Here is a 21,694-nt window from a genome sequence, read left to right as displayed (position 1 = left end):
TCCCGGCCTCCGCTCTTCGCATGGGCATGCCATCTGCTTCCAAATGAATAGCAAATGAGGCAGTGAATGCTGGCGCTTAACCTCAAAAAACACCCGCAGCAATCATGATCAGACAAGCTATCTATTTTTACAAAGCACTTGCTTGCTAAAAATAAACAGTTTTGCTATCGTGCCCGCATGGATTCACCCGTGCCGCGCACCAGCGCCATCGCCCCCGCTCCCAAGAAACCCCCGGCCCGCCCTCGCAGCAAGGCCGTAGCCTCCTCCGACGCCAATGCAGCCACTGCAGAGGCAACCCCCACCCGCCGCCCCCGCGGCCGCCCCCGCAAAACCGCCGAAGAACTCGACGACGGCAACCGCCGCCGCAAGCTCATGGACGGCGCGGCCAAGCTGTTCCGCACCCAGGGCTTTGCCGCCACCAGCACGCGCGACATTGCGGCGGCCGCAGGCATGCACAGTGGCTCGCCGTTCTACCACTTCGAAAGCAAAAGCGCGCTGCTCTACGCCGTGATGAGCGAGGGCATGACCATGGCCACACAAAGCCAGCAGCAGGCACTCGATGCGCTGCCAGCCCAGGCCACACCGCGCGAGCAGTTGCACACGCTCATTCGCCACCATTTCGAGATCCTGCTCGGGCCCCGCAGCAGCTTCATCCCGGTGATGCTGTACGAATGGCGCTCGCTGACGCCTGCGCAGCGCAAGGGCATTGCCCGCATCAAGGACAGCTACGAGGCCACCTGGATGCCTGTGCTCGAAGCGCTGGCAAAGCAGGGTGCGCTGCAGGCCGAGCCCGGTGTGGCGCGGCTGTTCATCTTTGGGGCGCTTAACTGGGCGGTGCAATGGTTCTCGCCCAAGAAGGGCAAGTCGCTCGACGCGCTCACCGATGAGGCACTCGCCTTGTTCATCCGTTCATAACAAACAACCCCATCAAGGCAGAGTCACCATGGCCCCCACCGCGCGCAACGCCTACCAGTCAGTGTTTGCTCCGGGCCTGTTCCAGGGCCAGGTGGTGGTGGTCACCGGCGGTGGCTCCGGCATTGGCCGGTGCACGGCGCACGAACTGGCGCACCTGGGGGCGCATGTGGTGCTGGTGGGGCGCAAGCCAGAAAAGCTGCTGGCCGTGGCCGAAGAGATCACCGCCGATGGCGGCCGCGTGTCCTGCGAGGTGTGCGACATCCGATCCGAAGAAGGTGTGGTGGCGCTGGTGCAGCAGATCATCGCTGCGCAGGGCCGCATCGATGCGCTGGTCAACAATGCGGGCGGGCAGTTCATGTCGCCGCTTGAATCCATCAGCGCCAAGGGCTGGGAGGCGGTGCTGAACACCAACCTCACCGGCGGCTTTCTGATGGCGCGCGAGTGCTACCGGCAGTGGATGGCGCAGCACGGCGGCTCAGTAGTCAACATCGTGGCCGACATGTGGGGCTCCATGCCGGGCATGGGGCACAGCGGGGCTGCGCGCGCGGGCATGGTCAGCTTCACCGAAACCGCTGCGCTGGAATGGGCACACAGCGGCGTGCGCGTGAACGCCGTGGCGCCGGGCTACATCGCCTCCAGCGGCATGGACAACTACCCGCCCGAGGCGGGCGACATGCTGCGTGCCATGCCGCGCACGGTGCCGCTCGGCCGCTTTGGCAACGAGGCTGAGGTGTCGGCGGCCATCACCTTTTTGCTCAGCCCGGCAGCCTGCTTTATCAGCGGCACCACGCTGCGGGTGGACGGCGCACGGCCCCAGGTGCGCATGGGCTGGCCGCAGCGCCCGCCTGGTGCCGCTGCCGCAGCACACCCGGCCGTGCGGCCGTTTGACGGCTTTCACCGCGCGCAGGTGCCGCAGGTGTTTGCACCTTCCCACACCCCCAAGACCGAGGCCGCATGACCGCCGTCTTCACTTCCCGATTCAACCCAGGCAGCGCCGAGGCCACCCAACGCCGCGCGGCGCTGCAGGCCCGCCTTCATGCCCTGCGCGCGCTGGAAGACCGCGCCGCCGCCGCCTCGTCCCGGTCGCTGCCCCAGTTTGAAAAACGCGGCCAGCTGCTGCCGCGCCAGCGCGTGGCACTGCTGCTGGATGCGGGTGCGCCCTGGCTGCCGCTGTGCACGCTGGCGGGTTACCTGCAGGACGTGAAAGACCCCGACAAGTCCGTGCCCGGTGGCGGCATGGTCGCGGGCATCGGCTTTGTCAGTGGCGTGCGCTGCATGGTGGTGGCTAGCGATTCGGGCATCGAGGCCGGTGCCATCCAGCCCATGGGCCTGGAAAAGATCTTGCGCGTGCAGGAGATCGCGCTGCAAAACCGCTTGCCGTTCATCCACCTGGTGGAGAGCGCGGGTGCCAACCTCATGCGCTACCGGGTGGAGGGCTTCGTGCACGGCGGCACGCTGTTCCGCAACCTCGCGCGGCTGTCGGCGGCGGGCATTCCGGTCATCACCGTGCAGCACGGCTCGGGCACCGCAGGCGGCGCCTATATGCCGGGGTTGTCGGATGTGGTCATCATGGTGCAGGGCCGCTCGCGCGCCTTTCTGGCCGGGCCGCCGCTGCTCATGGCGGCGACGGGCGAGATTGCGACGGAGGAAGAACTGGGCGGCGCCGAGATGCACACGTCCGTCTCGGGCCTGGGCGAATACCTGGCCCAGGACGACCGTGAGGCGATTGGCCTGGCACGCGATGTGGTGGCGCAGCTGGGGTGGAACACGGCCCCGCGACCCAGCGCGCCCGCACCTCTCTTGCCGGCAGACGACCTGCTGTCCCTGATGTCTGCCGACCTGCGCCAGCCCGTGGACATGCGCGAGGTGATGGCGCGGCTAGTGGACGGCTCGGAGCTGCTGGAATTCAAGGCCCGCTACGGCATGGCAACCCTGTGCGCGCAGGGCCACATCCAGGGCCATGCGGTGGGCTTCATCAGCAACAACGGCCCCATCGACGTGGCGGGCGCCAACAAGGCCACGCACTTCATCCAGTGGATGTGCCAGCTGGGCCACCCCATCATCTACCTGCAGAACACCACGGGCTACATGGTCGGCAAGGACAGCGAGCAGGGCGGCATGATCAAACACGGCAGCAAGATGATCCAGGCCGTGACCAACGCCACCGTGCCGCAGATCACCATCCAGTGCGGCGCCAGCTTTGGCGCGGGCAACTATGGCATGTGTGGGCGCGGCTATGCGCCGCGCTTCCTGTTCAGCTGGCCCGGTGCCAAGACGGCCGTGATGGGTGGCGAGCAGGCTGCGCGCACCATGCAGATCGTGACCGAGGCGGCGCTCGCGCGCAAAGGCATCACGCCCGACCCGGCCGAATCGCAGGCCCAGTTCGACAAGATCGTCGCGATGTTCGAGGCCCAGGCCGATGCGTTCTACACCAGCGGCCTGCTGCTGGACGACGGCGTGATCGACCCGCGCGACACGCGCGCCGTGCTGGCGTTTTGCCTGAACACCTGCGCCGAGGCACAGGCCCGCACGTTGCGGCCCCTGAGCTTTGGCGTGGCGCGGATGTAAGCGCTTCGCACGCAATCTCCACGATGGCCGAGCCTCTCAAATACCTGCTGAACGACACCGTGCCGCCGCGCATCGCGGCCATGGTGCGCCGTGCGTGGCGCAAGTTCGATACCACCGCGTTTCTGCAGCAGGTACAGCCCGGCTACGAATCGCTGGAGCTGATGGCGCGCGGCCAGCGCATTGCGCAGGCCCTGCAGACACACCTGCCGCAAGATGTGCCGCGCGCGCTGGGTGTGCTGGTCGATTCGATGGACCCGCCCATGGGCCTCGATGCGGCCGGTGAGCCCGATGCAGGTGACCGCCCCTATAGCGCCTTTTTATACCTGCCGCACAGCATCTACATCGGCACACACGGCCTGCCGCACTTCGAGGCAGCGATGGCCGCGCAGCACGCACTCACCCAGCGCTTTACGGCCGAGTTCTGCATCCGCCCCTACCTGCTGCACCACCAGGGCGCCACGCTCGCGCGGCTGCGCGACTGGGCGCAGGATGACAACGCCCACGTGCGCCGTTTGGTGAGCGAAGGCACGCGGCCCCGCCTGCCCTGGGCGCCGCGTTTGCCTGCATTCCAGAACAACCCGCAACTGGCCCTGCCGTTGCTCGATGCGCTCAAGGACGACCCATCGTCTTACGTGCGCCGCTCCGTGGCCAATCACCTGGGCGACATCGCCAAGGACCACCCCGAGCTGGCCGTGGGCACCGCGCGCACCTGGCTGCAGGGCGCACCCGCCCCGCGCGAAGCCCTGGTGCGTCACGGCCTGCGTTTTCTCATCAAACGCGGCGACGCCGCTGCGCTCGATGCCCTGGGCGTGGGCCATGCCGTGGCGCTGGACGTGCGGTCCGCGCGCGTGCTGCCCGCCCGCGCACGCATTGGCGACAAGGTGCGCATCGAGGCCGAATTGCACAACCCCACGCCGCAGCCACAGCGCGTCCTGGCCGACCTGAAGGTGCACTACGTCAAGGCCCACGGCGGCGCGGCGCCCAAGGTGTTCAAGCTGCAGACGCTGGACATACCGCCCGGCGCCACCGTGGCCGTGGGCAAGACGCTGTCGCTGCAGCAGATGACCACACGCACCCACTACCCCGGCGCGCACCAGGTGGAGCTGGTGCTCAACGGGCGGCCCCAGCCGCTGGGGCAATTTCAGCTTTCGTGATCGAGGTTTGCAGGCACACAAACGTACAAACGCAACAGCAGGAGACAAGCACCATGCAGTTCACACACGAGCACCGCGAGATCCAGAAAACCCTCAAGCGTTTCATCGACGAAGAGATCAACCCCCATGTGGACGAGTGGGAGGCCGCAGAGATCTTCCCCGCGCACGAGGTCTTCAAGAAGATGGGCAACCTGGGCCTGCTGGGCCTGTGCAAGCCCGAGGAATACGGCGGCCAGGGGCTGGACTATTCGTACAGCCTCGCCATGGCCGAGGCACTGGGCCACATCCACTGCGGCGGCGTGCCCATGGCCATCGGCGTGCAAACCGACATGTGCACCCCGGCGCTGGCGCGCTACGGTAGCGAAGAACTCAAGCGCAACTTTCTGGCCCCTGCGATTGCGGGCGACATGGTGGGCTGCATCGGTGTGAGCGAGCCTGCGGCGGGCAGCGATGTGTCGGGCATCAAGAGCGTGGCGCGCAAGGATGGCGACGACTACGTGATCACCGGCCAGAAGATGTGGATCACCAACAGCCTGCAGGCCGACTGGATGTGCATGCTGGTGAACACGGGCGAAGGGCCTGTGCACAAGAACAAAAGCCTGGTGATGGTGCCCATGCGGGATGGCCCGGGCGGCAAGCTCACCAAGGGCATCGAGGTGGCGCAAAAGATCCGCAAGATCGGCATGCACAGCAGCGACACCGGCCTGATCTACTTCGACGAGGTGCGGGTGCCGCAGCGCTACCGCATCGGCGCCGAGGGGCAGGGCTTCATCTACCAGATGCAGCAGTTCCAGGAGGAGCGCCTGTGGTGCGCCGCCAGCACGCTCGAATCGCTGAACCACTGCATCCAGTGGACCATCGACTACGCACAGGAGCGCAAGCTGTTTGGCGCCACACTGGCCGACCAGCAGTGGGTGCAGTTCAAGCTGGCCGAGCTCAAGACCGAGGTCGAAGCCCTACGCGCACTCACCTACCGAGCCTGCGACCTGTACGTGAACGGGCAGGACGTGCTGGAGCTGGCCAGCATGGCCAAGCTCAAGGCCGGCCGCCTGAACCGCGAGGTGCCCGACACCTGTCTGCAGTTCTGGGGCGGCATGGGCTACACGCTGGAGAACAAGGTCTCGCGCATGTACCGCGACGGGCGGCTGGCGTCCATCGGCGGCGGGGCCGACGAGGTAATGCTGGGCATCCTGTCCAAGCTCATGGGCATCGCCAAGCGGCCCGTGCACTGACATGGCTGATTCGCTGTTGATCGACCGCGCGCCGCTGGCCAGCGGCTGTGTGGAAACCTGGACGCTCAACGACCCGGCCAGCCGCAACGCGCTGTCGGAGGCCATGGTGGATGCCCTGCTGACTGCGTGTGAGCGCGCTGTGGCTGATGCCGACCTGCGCGGCGTGGTGCTGCGTGGCGCGGGTGGCCACTTCTGCGCGGGTGGCAGCCTGGGCGGCTTTGCCAAGACCATTGGCCAGCCCCTGGCTGTGGGCGAGGCTGACCCGCTGGTGCCACTGAACCGCCGCTTTGGCGCGCTGCTGCAGGCCCTGTGTGCGCTGCCGCAGTGGCTCATCGTGGCGGTGGAGGGCGCGGCGATGGGGGGCGGCTTTGGGCTCGTTTGCTGTGCCGACCATGTGCTGGCCCACACAAGCGCGCAGTTCGCCACGCCCGAGGTAACGCTGGGCATCGTGCCTGCGCAGATCGCGCCGTTTGTGGTGCGCCGCCTCGGCTATGCGGCGGCGCGGCGGTGTTTGCTGACGGGCGAGCGCGGGGATGCTGCTGCCGCCCAGCGCTTGGGCCTGGTCGATGACGTGGTGGAGGGCGACATGGATGCTGCTGTACGGGCTGCCATCGCACGCCACGCCGCCGCCGCACCCCAAGCTGTAGCCGCTACCAAACGTTTGTTGCTGGCCCAAGCCGAAACGCCGTTGCCCGCGCTGCTGGACGAAGCGGCAATTGCTTTTTCGCAGGCGCTGCGTGGCCCCGAGGCGCCGCAAGGGCTGGCGGCGTTTGCTGCGCGCAAGGCGCCGCCGTGGAGTGCGAACTCATGAAGAAAATCCTCATAGCCAATCGGGCTGTTCATGCCGCAGGCATGGCGAAGCAGATTGCCCGTGCACGCGCAGCGTGCTGGCGGGCGATGGAGCCGCGAGGGCACAGTCTATGAAAAAGATCCTCATCGCCAATCGCGGCGAGATCGCCCGCCGCATCTTCCACACCGCCCACCGCATGGACATCGAAACGGTGGCGGTCTATTCCGACGCCGATGCCAACGCCCTGCACGTGCGCGAAGCCACCCAGGCCGTTGCGCTGGGCGGCGCCGCCAGCGCCGACACCTACCTGCGCACCGACAAGCTGCTGGCCGCAGCCAGAGCCACCGGCGCCGATGCCGTGCACCCCGGCTATGGCTTCCTGAGCGAGAACGCCGATTTCGCCCAGGCCGTGGTCGATGCGGGCCTGACCTGGATCGGCCCCTCGCCAGCCGCCATCCGCGCATTGGGCAGCAAGTCGGGGGCCAAGGCCCTGGCCCATGCGCACGGCGTGCCCTGCTTGCCCGGGTACTCCGGCGACGACCAGAGCGACGAACGATTTGCCGCCGAGGCTGCACGCATCGGCACGCCCCTCATGGTCAAGGCCGTGGCGGGTGGGGGAGGGCGCGGCATGCGCCTGGTCACCGACCTGGCGCAGTTGCCCGCCGCACTGGCCAGCGCCCGGTCGGAGGCGGTGGCGGGGTTTGGTTGTGGCGACTTGCTGATCGAACGTGCGCTGCTGCAGCCGCGCCATGTGGAGGTGCAGATCTTTGCCGACGCCCATGGCGCGTGCATCCACCTGGGCGAGCGCGATTGCTCGGTACAGCGCCGTCACCAGAAGATCATCGAAGAGTCCCCCAGCCCCGCCGTGGACGCCGCGCTGCGCGAGCGCATGGGCGCTTGCGCCGTGGCGCTGGCACAGGCCGCTGGCTATGTGGGTGCGGGCACGGTGGAATTCCTTCTGGATGGGGCTGAATTCTTCTTGATGGAGATGAACACCCGCCTGCAAGTGGAGCACCCGGTGACCGAAGCGCTCACGGGGCTGGACCTGGTGGAATGGCAAATCCGCGTGGCGCGGGGTGAGCCGCTGCCGCTCACGCAAGATGAGGTGCATCTGCAAGGCCACGCCGTCGAAGTGCGCCTGTGTGCCGAAGACGCGCACTTCCGCCCCCACACCGGCCGTGTGCTGCAGTTCAGCGCACCACCGGCTACCGCGTTTGAACGGGCCGCGCCGGGCGCGCTGCGCTTTGACCACGCGCTGGAGGAGGGGGCAGAGGTCACGCCTCACTACGACGCCATGCTGGGCAAGCTCATCGTGCACGCGCCCACGCGGGCTGAGGCCATCGCCGCGCTGGTGCGTGCGCTGCAGGGCACCCGCGTGCTGGGCCTGCCCACCAACCGCGCGTTTCTGGCGGTCTGCCTGCAGCACCCCGTGTTTGCCAGCGGCCGGGCGCTGGTGCCGTTCCTGGCGGAGCATGCCCAGGAGCTGCAGCGGTTGCTATCAAATAATGAGCTATCAGTGCATATTCCTTCAGCGCTATCGGCCATTTTTGCTTCAAATCCGACGTCGGACCTGCCTTGTGCCATGGCCAGGCCCCTGCGGCTGCGCCGCCAGGGCGAGGTGCACTCCATCGCCGTGCGCGAGCTGGGCGGTGGGCGGCTGCTGGTGGAGCAGGCCGGGGCAGAACCTGTGACTTTGCAACTGCCCCAGCGCGGTGTGCACTGCGTGGCGGTGGGCCCCCGGCGCTGGCACTGGCAAACCGGCGGCGTGGACGGCTGGGTGGAAGACGCATCGTGGGAGCCCGCCACACGCGCGGGTGCGGCGGGCGGTGCGACGGAGTTGCGCGCCCCCTTCAACGGCAAGGTGGTCGCGCTGCCTGTGGCCGAAGGCCAGGCGCTGGGGGCGGGCGACACGGTGGTGGTCATCGAATCCATGAAGCTCGAACACAGCCTGGCCAGCCCCGCAGCCGCCACGGTGGCCGAGCTGCTGGTGGCCCCGGGCCAGCAGGTGTCGCCCGGGCAGGTGCTGGCCCGTTTTGCACCCGCCACGCAAGGAGCGCCCGCATGACCGCCACGTCCGATGCAAGTTCTGTGAGCGACGAAGACCGCACTGCCCTCGCCGACACCGTCACCCGCTTTGCCCGCACCGAGATCGCGCCGCATGTGGACGCGTGGGATGCCGCCGGTGAATTCCCCCGCAGCCTGTACCGCCGCGCGGCCGACCTGGGCCTGCTGGGCCTGGGCTACCCCGAGCCGTACGGCGGCACGCCCGCCAGCTACCTGCTTCGCCTGCCGCTGTGGCGCGCGCTCAGCCGCCACGGCGCCAGCGGCGGCGTTCTGGCCAGCCTGCTGTCGCACAACATCGGCCTGCCGCCGGTTCTGGCCCATGGCAGCGATGCTGTGCGTGCTGAGGTCATCCCGCCCGTGCTGGCAGGCGAGCAGATCGCCGCACTGGCGATCACCGAACCTGGGGGTGGGTCCGACGTGGCCCAGCTCAAGACCACCGCGCGGCGTGAGGGCGATGAGTACATCGTCAACGGCGAAAAGGTGTTCATCACCTCTGGCATGCGCGCGGACTGGATCACGGTGGCTGTGCGCACTGGCGACGCTGGCAGCAAGGGCAGCGGCGGCATATCGATGCTGCTCATCCCTGGCCACAGCCCAGGCCTGTCGCGCAGCAAGCTCGACAAGATGGGCTGGCTCTGCTCCGACACCGCCCACCTGCGCTTTGACAACGTGCGCGTGCCTGCGCGCTACCTGCTGGGCGAAGAAGGCGCGGGCTTTCGCATCATCATGGCCAACTTCAACGGTGAGCGTTTTGGCCTGGCCGTGTCGGCCCTGGGCTTTGCCGAGGCCTGCTACGACGAGGCCCTGGCCTGGGCCCGCCAGCGCAAGACCTTTGGCGCCGCGCTGGTGGAACACCAGGTCATCCGCCACAAGCTGGTGGACATGCAGATGCGCATCCAGTCCACCGCTGCGTGGTGCGAGTCCGTGGCCGCGCAGGCCGACGCTGGCCGCACCGGTCCCGAGTGGGTAGCGCAGGTGTGCCTGCTCAAGAACCACGCCACCCAAACCATGCAGTTCTGTGCCGACCAGGCCGTGCAGATACTGGGTGGAATGGGCTTCATGCGCGGCACCGTCAGCGAGCGCATCTACCGCGAGGTCAAGGTCATGATGATCGGCGGCGGTGCGGAAGAAATCATGAAAGACCTGGCTGCCAAGCAGCTCGGCATTTGAAGGAGACAGCCACCATGCACAGCACCGACCACGGCAACAAAGCCATCATCACCTGCGCCATCACCGGCGTGCTGACGGACCCCGGCCAGCACCACGTGCCCGTCACGCCCGAGCAACTGGCCCAGGAAGCCCGCCGTGCCTACGACGCCGGCGCCGCCGTGGTTCACGTGCACTTTCGCAACCAGGAGCCCGGCAAAGGCCACCTGCCCAGCTGGGACCCGCAGGTGGCCCGCGACTGCGTGCAAGCCATGCGCGAGGCCTGCCCGGATTTGATCATCAACCAGACCACCGGCGTGGTCGGCCCCAATTACCAAGGCCCGCTCGACTGCCTGCGCGCCACCCGCCCCGAGATGGCCGCGTGCAACGCGGGCTCGCTCAACTACCTGAAGGTGCGCAGCAACGGCACCTGGGCCTGGCCGCCCATGCTGTTCGACAACCAGCCCGCCAAGGTCAAGGACTTCATCGACGTGATGCTGGAGACCGGTACGTTGCCCGAGTTTGAGTGCTTCGACGTAGGCATCGTGCGCTGCGTGGAGATGTATGTGCAGACCGGCATGTACACCGAGCGACTGCCCGAATACAACTTTGTGATGGGCGTCGAATCCGGCATGCCCGCCGACCCGGACCTGCTGCCCATCCTGCTCAAGCTGAAAATCAAGGATGCCCCCTGGCAGGCCACCGTCATCGGCCGCAGCGAGATCTGGCCCGTGCACCAGCGCGTGGCCGAGCTTGGCGGGCACCTGCGCACGGGGCTGGAGGACACGTTCTATCTGCCGGATGGGACGAAGGCGGAGTCGAACGGGCCGCTGATTGAGAAGCTGGCGGAGTACGCGCGCAATGCGGGGCGGGAGGTGGCTTCGCCGCAGGAGGCGCGGGGGATGTTGGGGTTGAAGGCGACGGTTGGGTCCGCCACGATGGTCTGATGTGCTCAGGTGGGAACTTCAGCGTTCCCCTGCGGCGTCGTTATCCTCGCAAATTGATCGCCGAGCGATCAGTTTGCAAGGACGATACAGAACCCATACGGTTTGGAGTCTCGGCGGTGTGGCGCTGGTGGCAGTGCGCCTATCGCCCTCAATGGGTAGGAAAGATTAACGGAGTGGAACAGTCCCGATCAGCGTTGAAAGCATTCGCGTCGTTGGCGTATCGTGGTCCGGTCGCGGTACTGAGAGAGCTCCGGCAAATCGAAATGCAAATCGTCGATGCAGACCTGTCTCCACAGGTCCGCAACCTGCGAACCAATGACCTCAAGCACATACGCGAGTTTCGCCAAGCTGCACTTTTTTGCTATGGCATGTCATTGCGTATCGGGCACCAGGTCTTGTTTTCTCCCGTGGAGTCAAGCGACTATGACTTCGTTGCCACGTGGGAGATCGCTGATGTTCGGCACTTTGCGCCGGTTCAGCTCAAAGAGCTGGTGCCTGATCATTTGAACGCAAGCGCCACAGTCCAGGCGTTGGTCAATGGACTGAGCAAATACTCTGGTGACGATTTGGTGGTGGCTGTCTTTCTCAATAGAGACGGACGCTTCTCGCTGGAAGATCTGATGCTGCCAGCTCTGCGCATTGCAGAGCTGTGGTTTGTGTTCTCCACGACACCGAGCCAGCAAATATGGCAGCTGGTCGGGGATGCGCTGGGTGTGCCAGAAGCGAGCTCCTTTTGCTATCCGGTTTGACTGAACCATGACAGTCAATAGGTCGGCTGAAAAGCTCGAATGGCATCTCGGGCTTTCGCTTCCAGAACAAACCCTGCCCCGTACCCCGCCGCCAGTTCATCAACACGCTGAAGGAACGCCTCCACCCCAGTCCCATAAATGAACTGCATCGCCCCCCCCGTCCACGCCGGAAACCCAATCCCAAAAATCGACCCAATGTTCGCGTCATGCACGCTGGTCAGCACGCCCTCGGCCAGGCAGCGCGCGGTTTCGATGGCCTGGCGGTAGAGCAGGCGGTCCTGAATCTCCTGCACGCTCCACTCCACGCCGGGTTTTTCGAACAGCGTTTTCAACTCCGGCCACAGGTGCTTCTTGGCGCCTGCGGGGTAGTCGTAAAAGCCGCCGCCACCCGCGCGGCCGGGGCGCTTCAGTTCCTTGACCATGCGCTCCACCAGCAGCTCGCCGGGTGTGGCGGTGTAGGTCTTGCCTTCGGCGGCGTAGTCGGCACGGGTCTGGTCCAGCACGTGCACGCTTAACGTCAGCGCGGTTTCGTCCAGCACGGCCAGCGGTCCCACGGGCAGGCCGGTCTGCATGGCGGCGTTTTCAATCGCGGCGGCGGGGATGCCTTCGCCCAGCATGGCGGCGCCTTCCATCACAAAGGTGCCGAAGGTGCGGCTGGTGTAGAAGCCGCGTGAGTCGTTGACCACAATGGGCACCTTGCCCAGGGCCTGCACGTAGTCGAAGGCGCGGGCCACGGTTTCGTCGTCCGTCTGTTTGCCGCGGATGATCTCCACCAGCTTCATCTTGTCCACAGGGCTGAAAAAGTGGATGCCGACAAACTTCTCGGGCCGGCTGCTGGCCGTGGCCAGGCCGCTGATGGGCAGGGTGGAGGTGTTGCTGGCAAAGAAGCCGCCGGGCGCCAGTTGTGGCTCGGCCTCTTGCGTGACTTTGGCCTTGAGGTCTCGGCTTTCAAACACGGCTTCGATGATGAGGTCGCAGCCCGCCAGGTCGGCCGCGCTGGCGGTGGGCGTGATGCGGGCCAGTAGGGCCTGCTGCGCCTCGGCGGTCATGCGGCCCTTGTCCACGCGGGCCTGGGTGAGTTTGGCGCTGTAGGCCTTGCCCGCTTCGGCCTTCTCGGCACTCACGTCTTTGAGCACGGTGGCGATGCCCCGGCTGGCCTGGGCCCAGGCGATGCCCGCGCCCATCATGCCAGCGCCCAGGATGCCGACCTTTTGTGGCTTGTAGCGCGGCGCCGAGCCAGGGCGCGACTTGCCGCTCTTGATCGCGTTCATGTCGAAGAAGAACGTGTTGATCATGTTGCGCGCCACGGGACCGGTCATCAGGCGGGCGAGGTAGCGGCTTTCAATGCGCAGGGCGGTGTCGTAGTCCACCATGGCGCCTTCAACCATGGCGGCCAGTGCAGCCTCGGGCGCTGGGTAGCGGCCGCGCGTGGTCTTCTTGAGCATGGCGGGCGCGACGGTGAGGGCGCCCGCAATCTTGGGGTTGGCGGGCGTGCCGCCGGGCATCTTGTAGTTCTTGTCGTCCCACGGCTGCACAGCGTGCGGGTGGGTGGCGATGTGGGCCAGCGCGGCGGGCAGCAGCTGATCGCGCGTGGCAACCAGCTCGTGCACCAGTTGCAGCTCCAGCGCCTCGGCGGGGTTGAAGAGCTTGCCTTCCAGGATGTAGGGCTGCGCACCCATCAGGCCCAGCAGGCGCGTCATCTTGGTCACGCCGGTGGCGCCGGGCATCAGGCCCAGTGTGACCTCGGGCAGGCCGAACTGGATCTTGGGGTCGGCCACGGCGATGCGGTAGTGGGCGACCAGCGCCACCTCCCACCCACCGCCCAGCGCTGCGCCGTTGAGGCAGGCCACCACGGGGATGCCCAGCGTTTCGAGCGTGCGGAAGTGCTTCTTCATGCGCTCGATCTCGCCAAACACGCTGGGCGCATCGGCGGGTGTGAGGCGCATGGTGGCCTTGAGGTCGGCACCGGCAAAGAAGCTGGTCTTGGCTGATGCGAGCACGATGCCCTTGAGCGCAGTGCCCAGGCGTTCGCGGTCGCCCAGCACTTGGGCGGTGACCTCGCCCAGCTCTTGCTGCCACTGGCGGCACATGGTGTTGACGGGGGAGTTGGTTTCGTCAAACGTTATGACGGCGACCTGGCCTTCGGTGCCCTGGGCGGGGATGAGTTCGTAGCGGATGGTTTGCATGTTCTTGTCTCCTACCCAGTCCATCAAATGCGTTCAACAATCGTTGCGATGCCCATACCGCCGCCCACGCACAGCGTGGCCAGGCCGTAGCGCTGGCCCCGGCGGTGCAGCTCGTCAATCAGGGTGCCGAGGATCATGGCGCCCGTGGCGCCTAGCGGGTGGCCCATGGCGATGGCGCCGCCGTTCACGTTGACCTTGTCGTGCGGCACGCCCAGCTCGCGCATGAAGCGCATGGGCACGGCGGCGAAGGCCTCGTTCACTTCAAACAGGTCGATCTGGTCGATGGTCATGCCTGCACGGGCCAGCGCCTTTTTGGCGGCGGGCACGGGGCCGGTGAGCATGATGGTGGGGTCGGCCCCGCTGAGCGCCGTGGCCACAATGCGCGCGCGGGGCGTGAGGCCGTGGGCCTTGGCAGCGGCCTCGTTGCCGATGAGCACGGCAGCGGCACCGTCCACGATGCCCGACGAGTTGCCCGCGTGGTGCACGTGGTGGATACGCTCCACCTGCGGGTAGCGTTGCAGCGCCACGGCATCAAAGCCCATGCCGCCCAGTTGCTCGAACGAGGGCTTGAGCGCGCCCAGGCCTTCGAGCGTGGTCTTGGGTTTGATGAACTCGTCTTCGGCCAGGATGGTCTGGCCGATGAAGTCGCGCACGGGCACGACGGAGTTCTTGAAGTAGCCCGCTGCGCGCGCGGCGGTGGCGCGGCGCTGCGATTCGAGCGCGAAGGCGTCCACATCGGCACGGGTGTAGCCGTCCAGCGTGGCGATCAGGTCGGCGCCGATGCCCTGGGGGACGAACAGAGTGGCGGAGTTGGTGGCGGGGTCTTGCGCCCAGGCGCCGCCGTCGGAGCCGATGGGCACGCGGCTCATGCTCTCCACACCACCGGCCACCACCAGGTCCTCCCAGCCGCTGCGCACCTTCTGCGCGGCCAGATTCACGGCTTCCAGGCCCGAGGCGCAGAAACGGTTGACCTGCACGCCCGCACAGCGAAAGTCCCACCCGGCCTTGAGCGCGGCCACCTTCGGCAGCACCGAGCCCTGTTCGCCCACAGGCGAGACGATGCCCATGACCACGTCGTCCACTGCCGCTGTGTCAAAGCGGTGGCGCGCTTGCAACTCGGTCAGCAGGCCTGCCAGCAGGTCGATGGGCTTGACCTCGTGCAGGGTGCCGTCCTTCTTGCCCTTGCCGCGCGGGGTGCGCAGCGCATCGAATACATAGGCTTCGGTCATGAATGGTCTCCGGTGGTTTCTCTAAACTTCAAGCAGTGCGGCGGTAAAGCCGCTGGGCTGGCTCACGCCACTACAAGGTGCTTTCTGACGCGGGTGCAGTGGTTTTTGCACTATCTTTCGGCGGTTGCTATCTACATTTCTGGCTATGGAACGAAATACATCCCCTGCATTGCAGCGCATCGCTCGCAGCGCCATCGAATACGACGACACGCGCGAAGGATTTGCGCTGGAGCACCATGTCGTGCTGGCGGCATCCAGTGCGCTGGCGGTGGCGGCCTTCATGGCGCCCAGCCGCAGCTCAGCAGCCATACGCGGCATTGGTGCCGGCTTGCTGCTGATGCGTGCGCTGAGTGGCAGCCAGGGTGTACGCTCCTGGCTGAATGTCACCGACCGCCGCCCTGGTGCGCCGCTGAGCCCCGAAGAAGCCCGCGCCGCCTGGTATCTGTAGCGGCATTCGGCGCCCACTTGTGCGTTGTGAAGGGCGTTGTGCAGGGCATCGTGCACTGCGTTATTCACGGTGCGGTGCATTCCGTTATTTGCCCAGGCCCATGGCCCGCGCAATCACTTCTTTCATGATCTCGTTGGTGCCGCCATAAATGCGCTGCACGCGTGCATCGGCGTAGGCGCGCGTGATGGGGTATTCCCACATGTAGCCGTATCCGCCAAACAGCTGCACGCATTCGTCCATCACCTTGCATTGCAGGTCGGTCGTCCAGTACTTGGCCATGCTGGCGGTTTCTGTGTCGAGCTGGTCGCGCACGATCAGCTCACAGCACTTATCCACGAACACGCGGGCCACCTGTACCTGCGTTTGCAGCTCGGCCAGGGTGTGGCGGGTGTTTTGAAATGACGCCACGCTCTGGCCAAAGACCTTGCGCTGCTTGACGTAGTCCAGCGTCCAGTCAATGGCGGCCTGGGCGGCGGCCACGGCGGTGATGGCGATCTGCAGGCGCTCCCAGGGCAACTGCTCCATCAGGCAGATGAAGCCGCGCCCTTCCATGGCGGGTCCGCCCAGCAGGTTGTCCACCGGCACCTGCACGTCGTTGAAGAACAGCTCGGACGTGTCCTGCGCCTTCATGCCCATCTTCTTGAGGCGCTGGCCTTTTTCAAAGCCGGGCATGCCGCGCTCCACCAGCAACAGGCTGGTGCCCTTGGCCCCGGCCGCCGGGTCGGTCTTGGCGACCACGATCACCAGGTCGGCATGCCAGCCGTTGGTGATGAAGGTCTTGCTGCCGTTCAGCACATAGTGTGATCCGTCCGCACTTTTGATGGCCGTAGTCTTGATGCCTTGCAGGTCGCTGCCCGCAGCCGGCTCGCTCATGGCGATGGCACCCACCACGGCGCCGCTGGCCATCTGCGGCAGGTACTTCTGTTTCTGGGCTTCAGTGCCGTAGTGCAGGATGTACGGCGCCACGATCTCGCTGTGCAGGCCAAAGCCGATGCCGGTGGTGCCTGCACGCGCCAGCTCTTCCATCTGCGCCACCGAATAGAGCTTGTCGGCCCCGGCGCCACCGTATTCCTCGGGCAGGCTCATGCACAGAAAGCCGTTGGCGCCCGCCTGGCTCCACACCTCGCGCGCCACATAGCCCTGGTCTTCCCAGGCGGCGTGGTGAGGCGTTACCTCTTTGTCGATGAAGCGGCGAAAGCTGTCGGCAAAGGCCTGGTGGTCGGGCTGGAAGAGGGTGCGTTCGATCATGGTGGGGCAACCAGGTTATTTATGCAAAGTTACTGCTTGGTTAAATTCTGCCACCGACTGAGCCCGGATGCACCCCCTGAAACGCAAAAGCCGCCCGAAGGCGGCTTGAAGGAGGCGGGTCAGGCGCTCATGGCTTGACGTAGTCGGAGACCACCTTCCACTTGCCATCGGTGATCTGCGACAGGCGAGAAAGATCGCTGCCCAGGCGCTTTTGTGGGCCAAAGGTGCCCTCGGCGCTGCCGAACATGTCGGGCGGAATCACCATGGTGTCCATGGCCTTGATGAAGCTGTCGGTGCTCAGGTTGGGGCCTGCCTTCTGGGCCGCCTTGATGAAGGCGTCGATGGCGTTGTAGCCGTAGACCGAGAACACGGTGGGGTCTTCGTTGAACTTGGTCTTGTACTTGTTGGCCCAGAAGCGGATGGGCTGGCTGGCTTCATCCAGGTAGGGGTGTTGCACCGTCATGGTGGCGTACAGCCCGTCCATGGGCTTGCCGCCCAGCTTGTGGATGAGGTCGGTGTAGGCGGCGCTGGAGCCCAGGAAGGTGGGGTTGAAGCCCGTCTTGCGCGCCTCGCCGATCGTGCCGATGGTCTCGCGGATGATGGTGCCCAGGATCACGAAGTCGCATTCGGACGACTTCATCTTGGCGACCTGTGAAGAGAAGTCGGTGGCGCCGCGCTTGTACGAGGTCTTCTCGGTGAAGTCCATGCCCATGGACTTGAGTGCCGCTTCGCCCCCGCGCATCACCTCCAGGCCAAATTCATCGTCCTGGTAGATGGTGCAGATCTTCTTGGCGCCCTTTTCCTTGATGAGCTTGGGGGCTGCAAGGCGGATCTGGTCGTAGTAAGTGGCGGCAAACGAATACTTGAGCTTGTGGAAGGGCTCGTACATTTCCCGCGCGGCCGTCACCGGGAAGAAGTTGATCACGTTCTTGCTGAACTGCACCGGCATGGCGGCCAGGTTTTGCGCCGTGCCGATGTGCGCCACCATCATGAAGATCTTGTCCTGGTTCACGAGCTTTTGCGCGGCCAGCACGGCTTTCTTGGGGTCGTAGCCCGAGTCCTCCACCTTCAGGTCCAGCTTGCGGCCATTGACGCCGCCTTGCTCGTTGGCCTCGTCCACGCGCAGCATCATGCCCAGCCGCACCTGCTTGCCAAAGCCCGCCAGCGGGCCGGACAGATCCTGGATGGAACCCAGCGTGATGGTGTCCTTGCTCACGCCCTGGCTGGGCTGCGCCTGTGCAGCACCTCCGGCCATGGCCACGATGGCCAGCGCGGCAATGTGATGAAACTTCATGGCACGTCTCCTTTGGTTGGATCGAACTCGGTTGCTCGTTATAGAACGATGCCCGGGGTGGGGCACCAGCACTTTCCCTATCCTGATGGGCGTAGCCTGTGGTTGCGTGACGTGCGCACCTACCGGTACATCGCCTCAATCTGGGGGGCGTACTTCTGCTGCACCAGCTTGCGCTTGAGCTTCATGGTGGGTGTCAGCTCTTCATCCTCGGCCGTGAGCTGGGTGTCGAGCAGGAAGAACTTCTTGATCTGCTCCACGCGGGCGAACTTGGCGTTCACGCGGTCGATTTCGCCCTGGATCAGCTCCTGCACCTCGCGCGTGCGGGTCAGGCTGGCGTAGTTGGAGAACGGCACGTCGTTGTCCTGAGCGTACTTCTCCACGTTCTCCTGGTCGATCATGATGATCACCGTGAGGTAGGGCAGCTTGTCGCCAATCACCACCGCATCGGTGATGTAGGGGCTGAACTTGAGTTCGTTCTCCAGCTCGCTCGGCGTGATGTTCTTGCCGCCCGCCGTGATGATGATGTCCTTCATGCGGTCGGTGATGCGAAGGTAGCCATCGGCGTCGATCAGACCCACATCGCCCGTATGCAGCCAGCCTTCGGGGTCGATGGTTTCGGCGGTTTTCTCGGGCTGGTTGAGGTAGCCCTTGAACACATTGGGGCCACGCACCAGGATCTCGCCCGTGGCGGGGTCGATGCGCACCTCGTTGTAGCTGGCCGCCGGGCCGATGGAGCCGGGTTTGATGCGGCTGGCGGGTACGCCAGTGGAGGCGCCGCAGGTCTCGGTCATGCCCCACACCTCCAGCATGGGCACGCCCAGCGCCAGGTACCACTTCACCAGATCGGGCGAAATGGGCGCTGCGCCTGTGACCAGAAAGCGCGCACGGTGGATGCCGATGAGCTTGCGCACATTGTTGAGCGCCAGAAAGCGCGCCAGCATGAACTGCGCCTTCAGCAAACCGCCCACCGGCTGTCCGGCCAGCACCCGATCTGCGATGCGGGTGCCCACGCCAATCGACCAGGCATAGGCTGCCTGCTGCATGCGTGTCGATTCCTTGAGTGCGATCATCACGCCCGAATAGAACTTCTCCCACACCCGGGGTACGGCGGTGAACACCGTGGGCGCGATCTCGCGCACGTTCTCGGGCACGGTGTCGGGGTTCTCCACAAAGTTCAGGCGCGCGCCGGTGTAGAGCGAGAAGTATTCGCCCCCCATGCGCTCGGCAATGTGGCACAGCGGCAGAAAACACATGGTCTCATCCGCCTCGCTGCGCGAGATCAGCGTGTTGTAGCCGCGCACGGTGTAGGTGAGCGCGGCGTGCGTGTGCATGGCGCCCTTGGGCTTGCCGGTGGTGCCCGAGGTGTACACCAGAATGGCCAGGTCTTCGGGTCGGCAGGCCTTGACGCGCTGCATCAGCGCGTCGGGGTGTTGTGTATTCCAGGCCCTGCCCAGTTCGCGGAGGCCCGCGAGGCTCAGCACATCGGCGTCGTGCAGGCCGCGCAGGCCCTCCATGTCGAACACAACGATCTTGCGCAGCAGGGGCAACTGGCCACGCACCTCCAGTGCCTTGTCGAGCTGCTCGTCGTCCTCCACAAACAGCACGGTGGTGCGAGAGTCTTCGCTCAGGTAGTGCACCTGCGCCGCCGCGTCAGTGGGGTAGATGCCGTTGGCCACGCCGCCGCAGCTCAGCACGGCCAGGTCGGCCAGCACCCATTCGATGTTGGTGTTGGACAGAATGGATGCACATTCGCCGGGCGCGAAACCCAGCGACATCAGGCCGCCCGCAATCTCCCGCACGGCTTCGGCCGTCTGGTCCCAGGTCCAGCTCTTCCAGATGCCCAGCTCCTTCTGGCGCATCCACACGCGCGGGCCGCGCTCGGCCACGGCGTTCCAGAACATGGCGGCGATGGTGTCGCCCGCGAGCACGTCGGTGCCTGCGGGCTGGATGTGATCTAGTTCCCAGAGGTTAGACATTTGCGCTTATCTCCAGGTCTTCTTTTTCTTCCAGCGCCGCTCTCCGCGCACGCCGACATCTTTCATCCCAAGGTAGAACTCCTTGATGTCGTCCTTCTCGCGCAGGCGCTCGCAGCTGTCTTCCATCACGATGCGGCCGTTCTCCAGCACATAGCCGTAGTCCGATGCGTTGAGCGCCATGTTGGCGTTTTGCTCCACCAGCAGGATGGTGGTGCCGCGCTCGCGGTTGATGCGCACCACGATTTCGAAGATCTCCTTGGTGAGCTTGGGGGACAGGCCCAGGCTGGGCTCGTCGAGCAGGATGAGCTCGGGGTTGGCCATGAGCGCACGCGAGATGGCCAGCATCTGCTGTTGCCCGCCTGACAGCAGGCCGGCGTCCTGCGCGGCGCGCTCCTTCAGGATGGGGAAGTAGCCATACACCGTTTCGATGTCGCGGGCCACGGCGTCCGCATCGCTGCGCGTGTAGGCGCCCATGAGCAGGTTGTCGCGCACCGAGAGCAGTGCAAACACCTCGCGCCCCTCGGGCACATGCATGAGGCCCCGGCGCACGATGGCTGCCGGGTCGTGGGCGGTGATGTCGGCGCCCTGGAATTCGATGGAGCCCTTGCGCGGGTCGATGATGCCGCTGATGGTCTTCAGGATGGTGGTCTTGCCGGCGCCGTTGCTGCCCAGCACGGCAGCGATCTCGCCGCGCCGCACCTGCAGGCTCACGCCCCGGATGGCCTTGATGGGGCCGTAGGCGCTCTCCACGTTCTGCAGGCGCAGCAGGGGTTGGTCAGCTGCTGCTGCAACTGGTGTGCTGGTGGCGGCAAGTACGGCGCTCATTAGGAAACCTCCGTGCTGCGCACTGCGGTGCGATCTTGCTTGGGGCGGCCCGGCGTGGCGCTCATGCCCGAACCCCCATGTGGGACCCCGCCGGGCGGCGCAGGTTGCTCACATCGTCGATGGTGCCCAGATACGCTTCGATCACCCCGGGGTGCGACTGCACCTCGCGCGGCGTGCCCATTGCCACGACCTCGCCCTGGTTCATCGCCAGCACGCGGTCGGACACCTTGGAGACCAGCGACATGTCGTGCTCCACCATCAGCACGGTGATGCCCAGCTCGTGCTGGATGTCCTGTATCCAGAAGGCCATGTCGTCAGTCTCCTCCACGTTCAGGCCCGACGAGGGCTCGTCGAGCAGCAGCAACTGCGGCTCGGTGCACAGCGCACGGGCCAGCTCCACCACCTTGCGCACGCCGTAGGGCAGGCCTGCCACCATGGTGTCGCGGTAGTGCTGCAAGTCGAGAAAATCGATGACCTGCTCGGCCTTCTCCCGGGCCTGAATTTCCCCTTCGCGCACCTTGCGCGTGAAGAACATCTCGGCCCACAGGCTGCTGTGTTGTCGGGTGTGGCGGCCGATCAGCAGGTTGTGCAGCACACTCGCGTGCTCGAAAAGTTCGATGTTCTGGAAGGTGCGTGCAATGCCCAGGCCTGCTACCTTGTGCGGCGGCTGGTCGGTCAGTGGCAGCAGGGCCCCGCCCGGGCCCGCATAGGCGATGGTGCCGGTGGTGGGCGTGTAGATGCGGCTGATCAGGTTGAACACCGTCGTCTTGCCTGCGCCGTTGGGGCCGATGAGGGTGAACACCTCGCCACGGCGCACGTCAAAGCTCACGTTGTTGACCGCGAGAACGCCGCCAAAGCGCACGCTGAGGTTCTGGGCGCTGAGCAGGGTTTCGTCAGTCTTGGGTACAGCAATTGGGGTCATT

At 65.7% G+C, this 21,694-nt stretch carries 18 protein-coding genes; 11 read left to right on the top strand and 7 right to left on the bottom strand.

Annotated features, from left to right (window positions below; all coding sequences use genetic code 11):
* The first annotated feature begins 177 nt into the window (after positions 1 to 177).
* The 10 genes from ASC83_RS05825 to ASC83_RS05780 all read left to right on the top strand — a co-directional run bounded on the left by ASC83_RS05825 (position 178) and on the right by ASC83_RS05780 (position 11,565).
* Positions 178 to 915: a TetR/AcrR family transcriptional regulator gene (locus tag ASC83_RS05825; RefSeq protein WP_056059397.1), complete on the top strand. Its 738-nt coding sequence runs from the start codon at positions 178 to 180 to the stop codon at positions 913 to 915.
* Between the two features lie 28 nt (positions 916 to 943).
* Positions 944 to 1,873, top strand: coding sequence for an SDR family oxidoreductase (locus ASC83_RS05820; protein WP_056059395.1), 930 nt, complete (start codon positions 944 to 946; stop codon positions 1,871 to 1,873).
* Positions 1,870 to 3,483, top strand: a complete 1,614-nt coding sequence (locus ASC83_RS05815; RefSeq protein ID WP_056059393.1) for an acyl-CoA carboxylase subunit beta — start codon at positions 1,870 to 1,872, stop codon at positions 3,481 to 3,483. The genes ASC83_RS05820 and ASC83_RS05815 overlap by 4 nt, the downstream gene beginning before the upstream one ends.
* Positions 3,484 to 3,506: 23 nt before the next feature.
* Complete coding sequence (locus ASC83_RS05810; RefSeq protein ID WP_056059390.1) at positions 3,507 to 4,637, top strand: hypothetical protein; 1,131 nt, start codon at positions 3,507 to 3,509, stop codon at positions 4,635 to 4,637.
* 53 nt (positions 4,638 to 4,690) lie between these two features.
* Entirely contained in the window at positions 4,691 to 5,869 is a 1,179-nt protein-coding gene (locus ASC83_RS05805) for an acyl-CoA dehydrogenase family protein (RefSeq protein ID WP_056059388.1), read from the top strand.
* 1 nt (position 5,870) lies between these two features.
* Positions 5,871 to 6,680, top strand: a complete 810-nt coding sequence (locus ASC83_RS05800) for an enoyl-CoA hydratase/isomerase family protein (protein ID WP_056059386.1) — start codon at positions 5,871 to 5,873, stop codon at positions 6,678 to 6,680.
* Positions 6,681 to 6,789: 109 nt separating this feature from the next.
* Positions 6,790 to 8,724: a biotin carboxylase N-terminal domain-containing protein gene (locus tag ASC83_RS05795; protein ID WP_056059385.1), complete on the top strand. Its 1,935-nt coding sequence runs from the start codon at positions 6,790 to 6,792 to the stop codon at positions 8,722 to 8,724.
* On the top strand, positions 8,721 to 9,893 hold the full coding sequence (locus ASC83_RS05790; protein WP_056059383.1) for an acyl-CoA dehydrogenase family protein: 1,173 nt from the start codon (positions 8,721 to 8,723) through the stop codon (positions 9,891 to 9,893). Before ASC83_RS05795 ends, ASC83_RS05790 begins: the two co-directional genes overlap by 4 nt.
* Positions 9,894 to 9,907: 14 nt before the next feature.
* Positions 9,908 to 10,816, top strand: coding sequence for a 3-keto-5-aminohexanoate cleavage protein (locus ASC83_RS05785; protein WP_056059994.1), 909 nt, complete (start codon positions 9,908 to 9,910; stop codon positions 10,814 to 10,816).
* Positions 10,817 to 11,079: 263 nt separating this feature from the next.
* Positions 11,080 to 11,565, top strand: a complete 486-nt coding sequence (locus ASC83_RS05780; protein WP_143227288.1) for a hypothetical protein — start codon at positions 11,080 to 11,082, stop codon at positions 11,563 to 11,565.
* 14 nt (positions 11,566 to 11,579) lie between these two features.
* Here the strand turns inward: ASC83_RS05780 and ASC83_RS05775 are convergent, their stop codons facing one another.
* Both ASC83_RS05775 and ASC83_RS05770 read right to left on the bottom strand, forming a co-directional pair.
* The gene (locus ASC83_RS05775; protein ID WP_056059991.1) at positions 11,580 to 13,751 is read right to left on the bottom strand and encodes a 3-hydroxyacyl-CoA dehydrogenase NAD-binding domain-containing protein; all 2,172 of its coding nucleotides are present in this window, start codon (positions 13,749 to 13,751) and stop codon (positions 11,580 to 11,582) included.
* Positions 13,752 to 13,774: 23 nt separating this feature from the next.
* Entirely contained in the window at positions 13,775 to 14,980 is a 1,206-nt protein-coding gene (locus tag ASC83_RS05770) for an acetyl-CoA C-acetyltransferase (RefSeq protein ID WP_056059379.1), read from the bottom strand.
* A 145-nt stretch (positions 14,981 to 15,125) separates the two neighbouring features.
* On the opposite strand from ASC83_RS05770, the gene ASC83_RS05765 reads away from it, so the two are divergent.
* The gene (locus tag ASC83_RS05765) at positions 15,126 to 15,428 is read left to right on the top strand and encodes a hypothetical protein (RefSeq protein ID WP_225581100.1); all 303 of its coding nucleotides are present in this window, start codon (positions 15,126 to 15,128) and stop codon (positions 15,426 to 15,428) included.
* A gap of 84 nt (positions 15,429 to 15,512) precedes the next feature.
* Here the strand turns inward: ASC83_RS05765 and ASC83_RS05760 are convergent, their stop codons facing one another.
* The 5 genes from ASC83_RS05760 to ASC83_RS05740 form a co-directional block, all read right to left on the bottom strand.
* Positions 15,513 to 16,676 (bottom strand): acyl-CoA dehydrogenase family protein, encoded by a 1,164-nt coding sequence (locus tag ASC83_RS05760; protein ID WP_056059377.1) that lies wholly within the window; start codon positions 16,674 to 16,676, stop codon positions 15,513 to 15,515.
* Between the two features lie 127 nt (positions 16,677 to 16,803).
* The gene (locus ASC83_RS05755; protein ID WP_056059375.1) at positions 16,804 to 17,970 is read right to left on the bottom strand and encodes an ABC transporter substrate-binding protein; all 1,167 of its coding nucleotides are present in this window, start codon (positions 17,968 to 17,970) and stop codon (positions 16,804 to 16,806) included.
* 119 nt (positions 17,971 to 18,089) lie between these two features.
* Positions 18,090 to 19,946, bottom strand: coding sequence for a long-chain fatty acid--CoA ligase (locus ASC83_RS05750; protein WP_056059373.1), 1,857 nt, complete (start codon positions 19,944 to 19,946; stop codon positions 18,090 to 18,092).
* Positions 19,947 to 19,952: 6 nt separating this feature from the next.
* Positions 19,953 to 20,771 carry an ABC transporter ATP-binding protein gene (locus ASC83_RS05745; RefSeq protein WP_056059370.1) on the bottom strand — a complete coding sequence of 273 codons (819 nt, stop codon included), beginning with the start codon at positions 20,769 to 20,771 and terminating at the stop codon, positions 19,953 to 19,955.
* Between the two features lie 61 nt (positions 20,772 to 20,832).
* A complete protein-coding gene (locus ASC83_RS05740) occupies positions 20,833 to 21,693 on the bottom strand; it encodes an ABC transporter ATP-binding protein (protein WP_056059369.1) in 861 nt (286 codons plus the stop codon).
* Position 21,694: the final 1 nt, after the last annotated feature.

It is taken from the genome of Acidovorax sp. Root402, from assembly GCF_001425125.1.
GTDB lineage: Bacteria > Pseudomonadota > Gammaproteobacteria > Burkholderiales > Burkholderiaceae_C > Acidovorax > Acidovorax delafieldii.
This window is presented reverse-complemented; position numbering and strand designations above follow the sequence as displayed.

Coding starts and splice junctions, on each gene's coding strand:
- ASC83_RS05825 (WP_056059397.1), top strand. CDS start 178: ATGGATTCACCCGTGCCGCGCACCAGCGCCATCGCCCCCGCTCCCAAG.
- ASC83_RS05820 (WP_056059395.1), top strand. CDS start 944: ATGGCCCCCACCGCGCGCAACGCCTACCAGTCAGTGTTTGCTCCGGGC.
- ASC83_RS05815 (WP_056059393.1), top strand. CDS start 1,870: ATGACCGCCGTCTTCACTTCCCGATTCAACCCAGGCAGCGCCGAGGCC.
- ASC83_RS05810 (WP_056059390.1), top strand. CDS start 3,507: ATGGCCGAGCCTCTCAAATACCTGCTGAACGACACCGTGCCGCCGCGC.
- ASC83_RS05805 (WP_056059388.1), top strand. CDS start 4,691: ATGCAGTTCACACACGAGCACCGCGAGATCCAGAAAACCCTCAAGCGT.
- ASC83_RS05800 (WP_056059386.1), top strand. CDS start 5,871: ATGGCTGATTCGCTGTTGATCGACCGCGCGCCGCTGGCCAGCGGCTGT.
- ASC83_RS05795 (WP_056059385.1), top strand. CDS start 6,790: ATGAAAAAGATCCTCATCGCCAATCGCGGCGAGATCGCCCGCCGCATC.
- ASC83_RS05790 (WP_056059383.1), top strand. CDS start 8,721: ATGACCGCCACGTCCGATGCAAGTTCTGTGAGCGACGAAGACCGCACT.
- ASC83_RS05785 (WP_056059994.1), top strand. CDS start 9,908: ATGCACAGCACCGACCACGGCAACAAAGCCATCATCACCTGCGCCATC.
- ASC83_RS05780 (WP_143227288.1), top strand. CDS start 11,080: ATGCAAATCGTCGATGCAGACCTGTCTCCACAGGTCCGCAACCTGCGA.
- ASC83_RS05775 (WP_056059991.1), bottom strand. CDS start 13,751: ATGCAAACCATCCGCTACGAACTCATCCCCGCCCAGGGCACCGAAGGC.
- ASC83_RS05770 (WP_056059379.1), bottom strand. CDS start 14,980: ATGACCGAAGCCTATGTATTCGATGCGCTGCGCACCCCGCGCGGCAAG.
- ASC83_RS05765 (WP_225581100.1), top strand. CDS start 15,126: ATGGAACGAAATACATCCCCTGCATTGCAGCGCATCGCTCGCAGCGCC.
- ASC83_RS05760 (WP_056059377.1), bottom strand. CDS start 16,676: ATGATCGAACGCACCCTCTTCCAGCCCGACCACCAGGCCTTTGCCGAC.
- ASC83_RS05755 (WP_056059375.1), bottom strand. CDS start 17,970: ATGAAGTTTCATCACATTGCCGCGCTGGCCATCGTGGCCATGGCCGGA.
- ASC83_RS05750 (WP_056059373.1), bottom strand. CDS start 19,946: ATGTCTAACCTCTGGGAACTAGATCACATCCAGCCCGCAGGCACCGAC.
- ASC83_RS05745 (WP_056059370.1), bottom strand. CDS start 20,771: ATGAGCGCCGTACTTGCCGCCACCAGCACACCAGTTGCAGCAGCAGCT.
- ASC83_RS05740 (WP_056059369.1), bottom strand. CDS start 21,693: ATGACCCCAATTGCTGTACCCAAGACTGACGAAACCCTGCTCAGCGCC.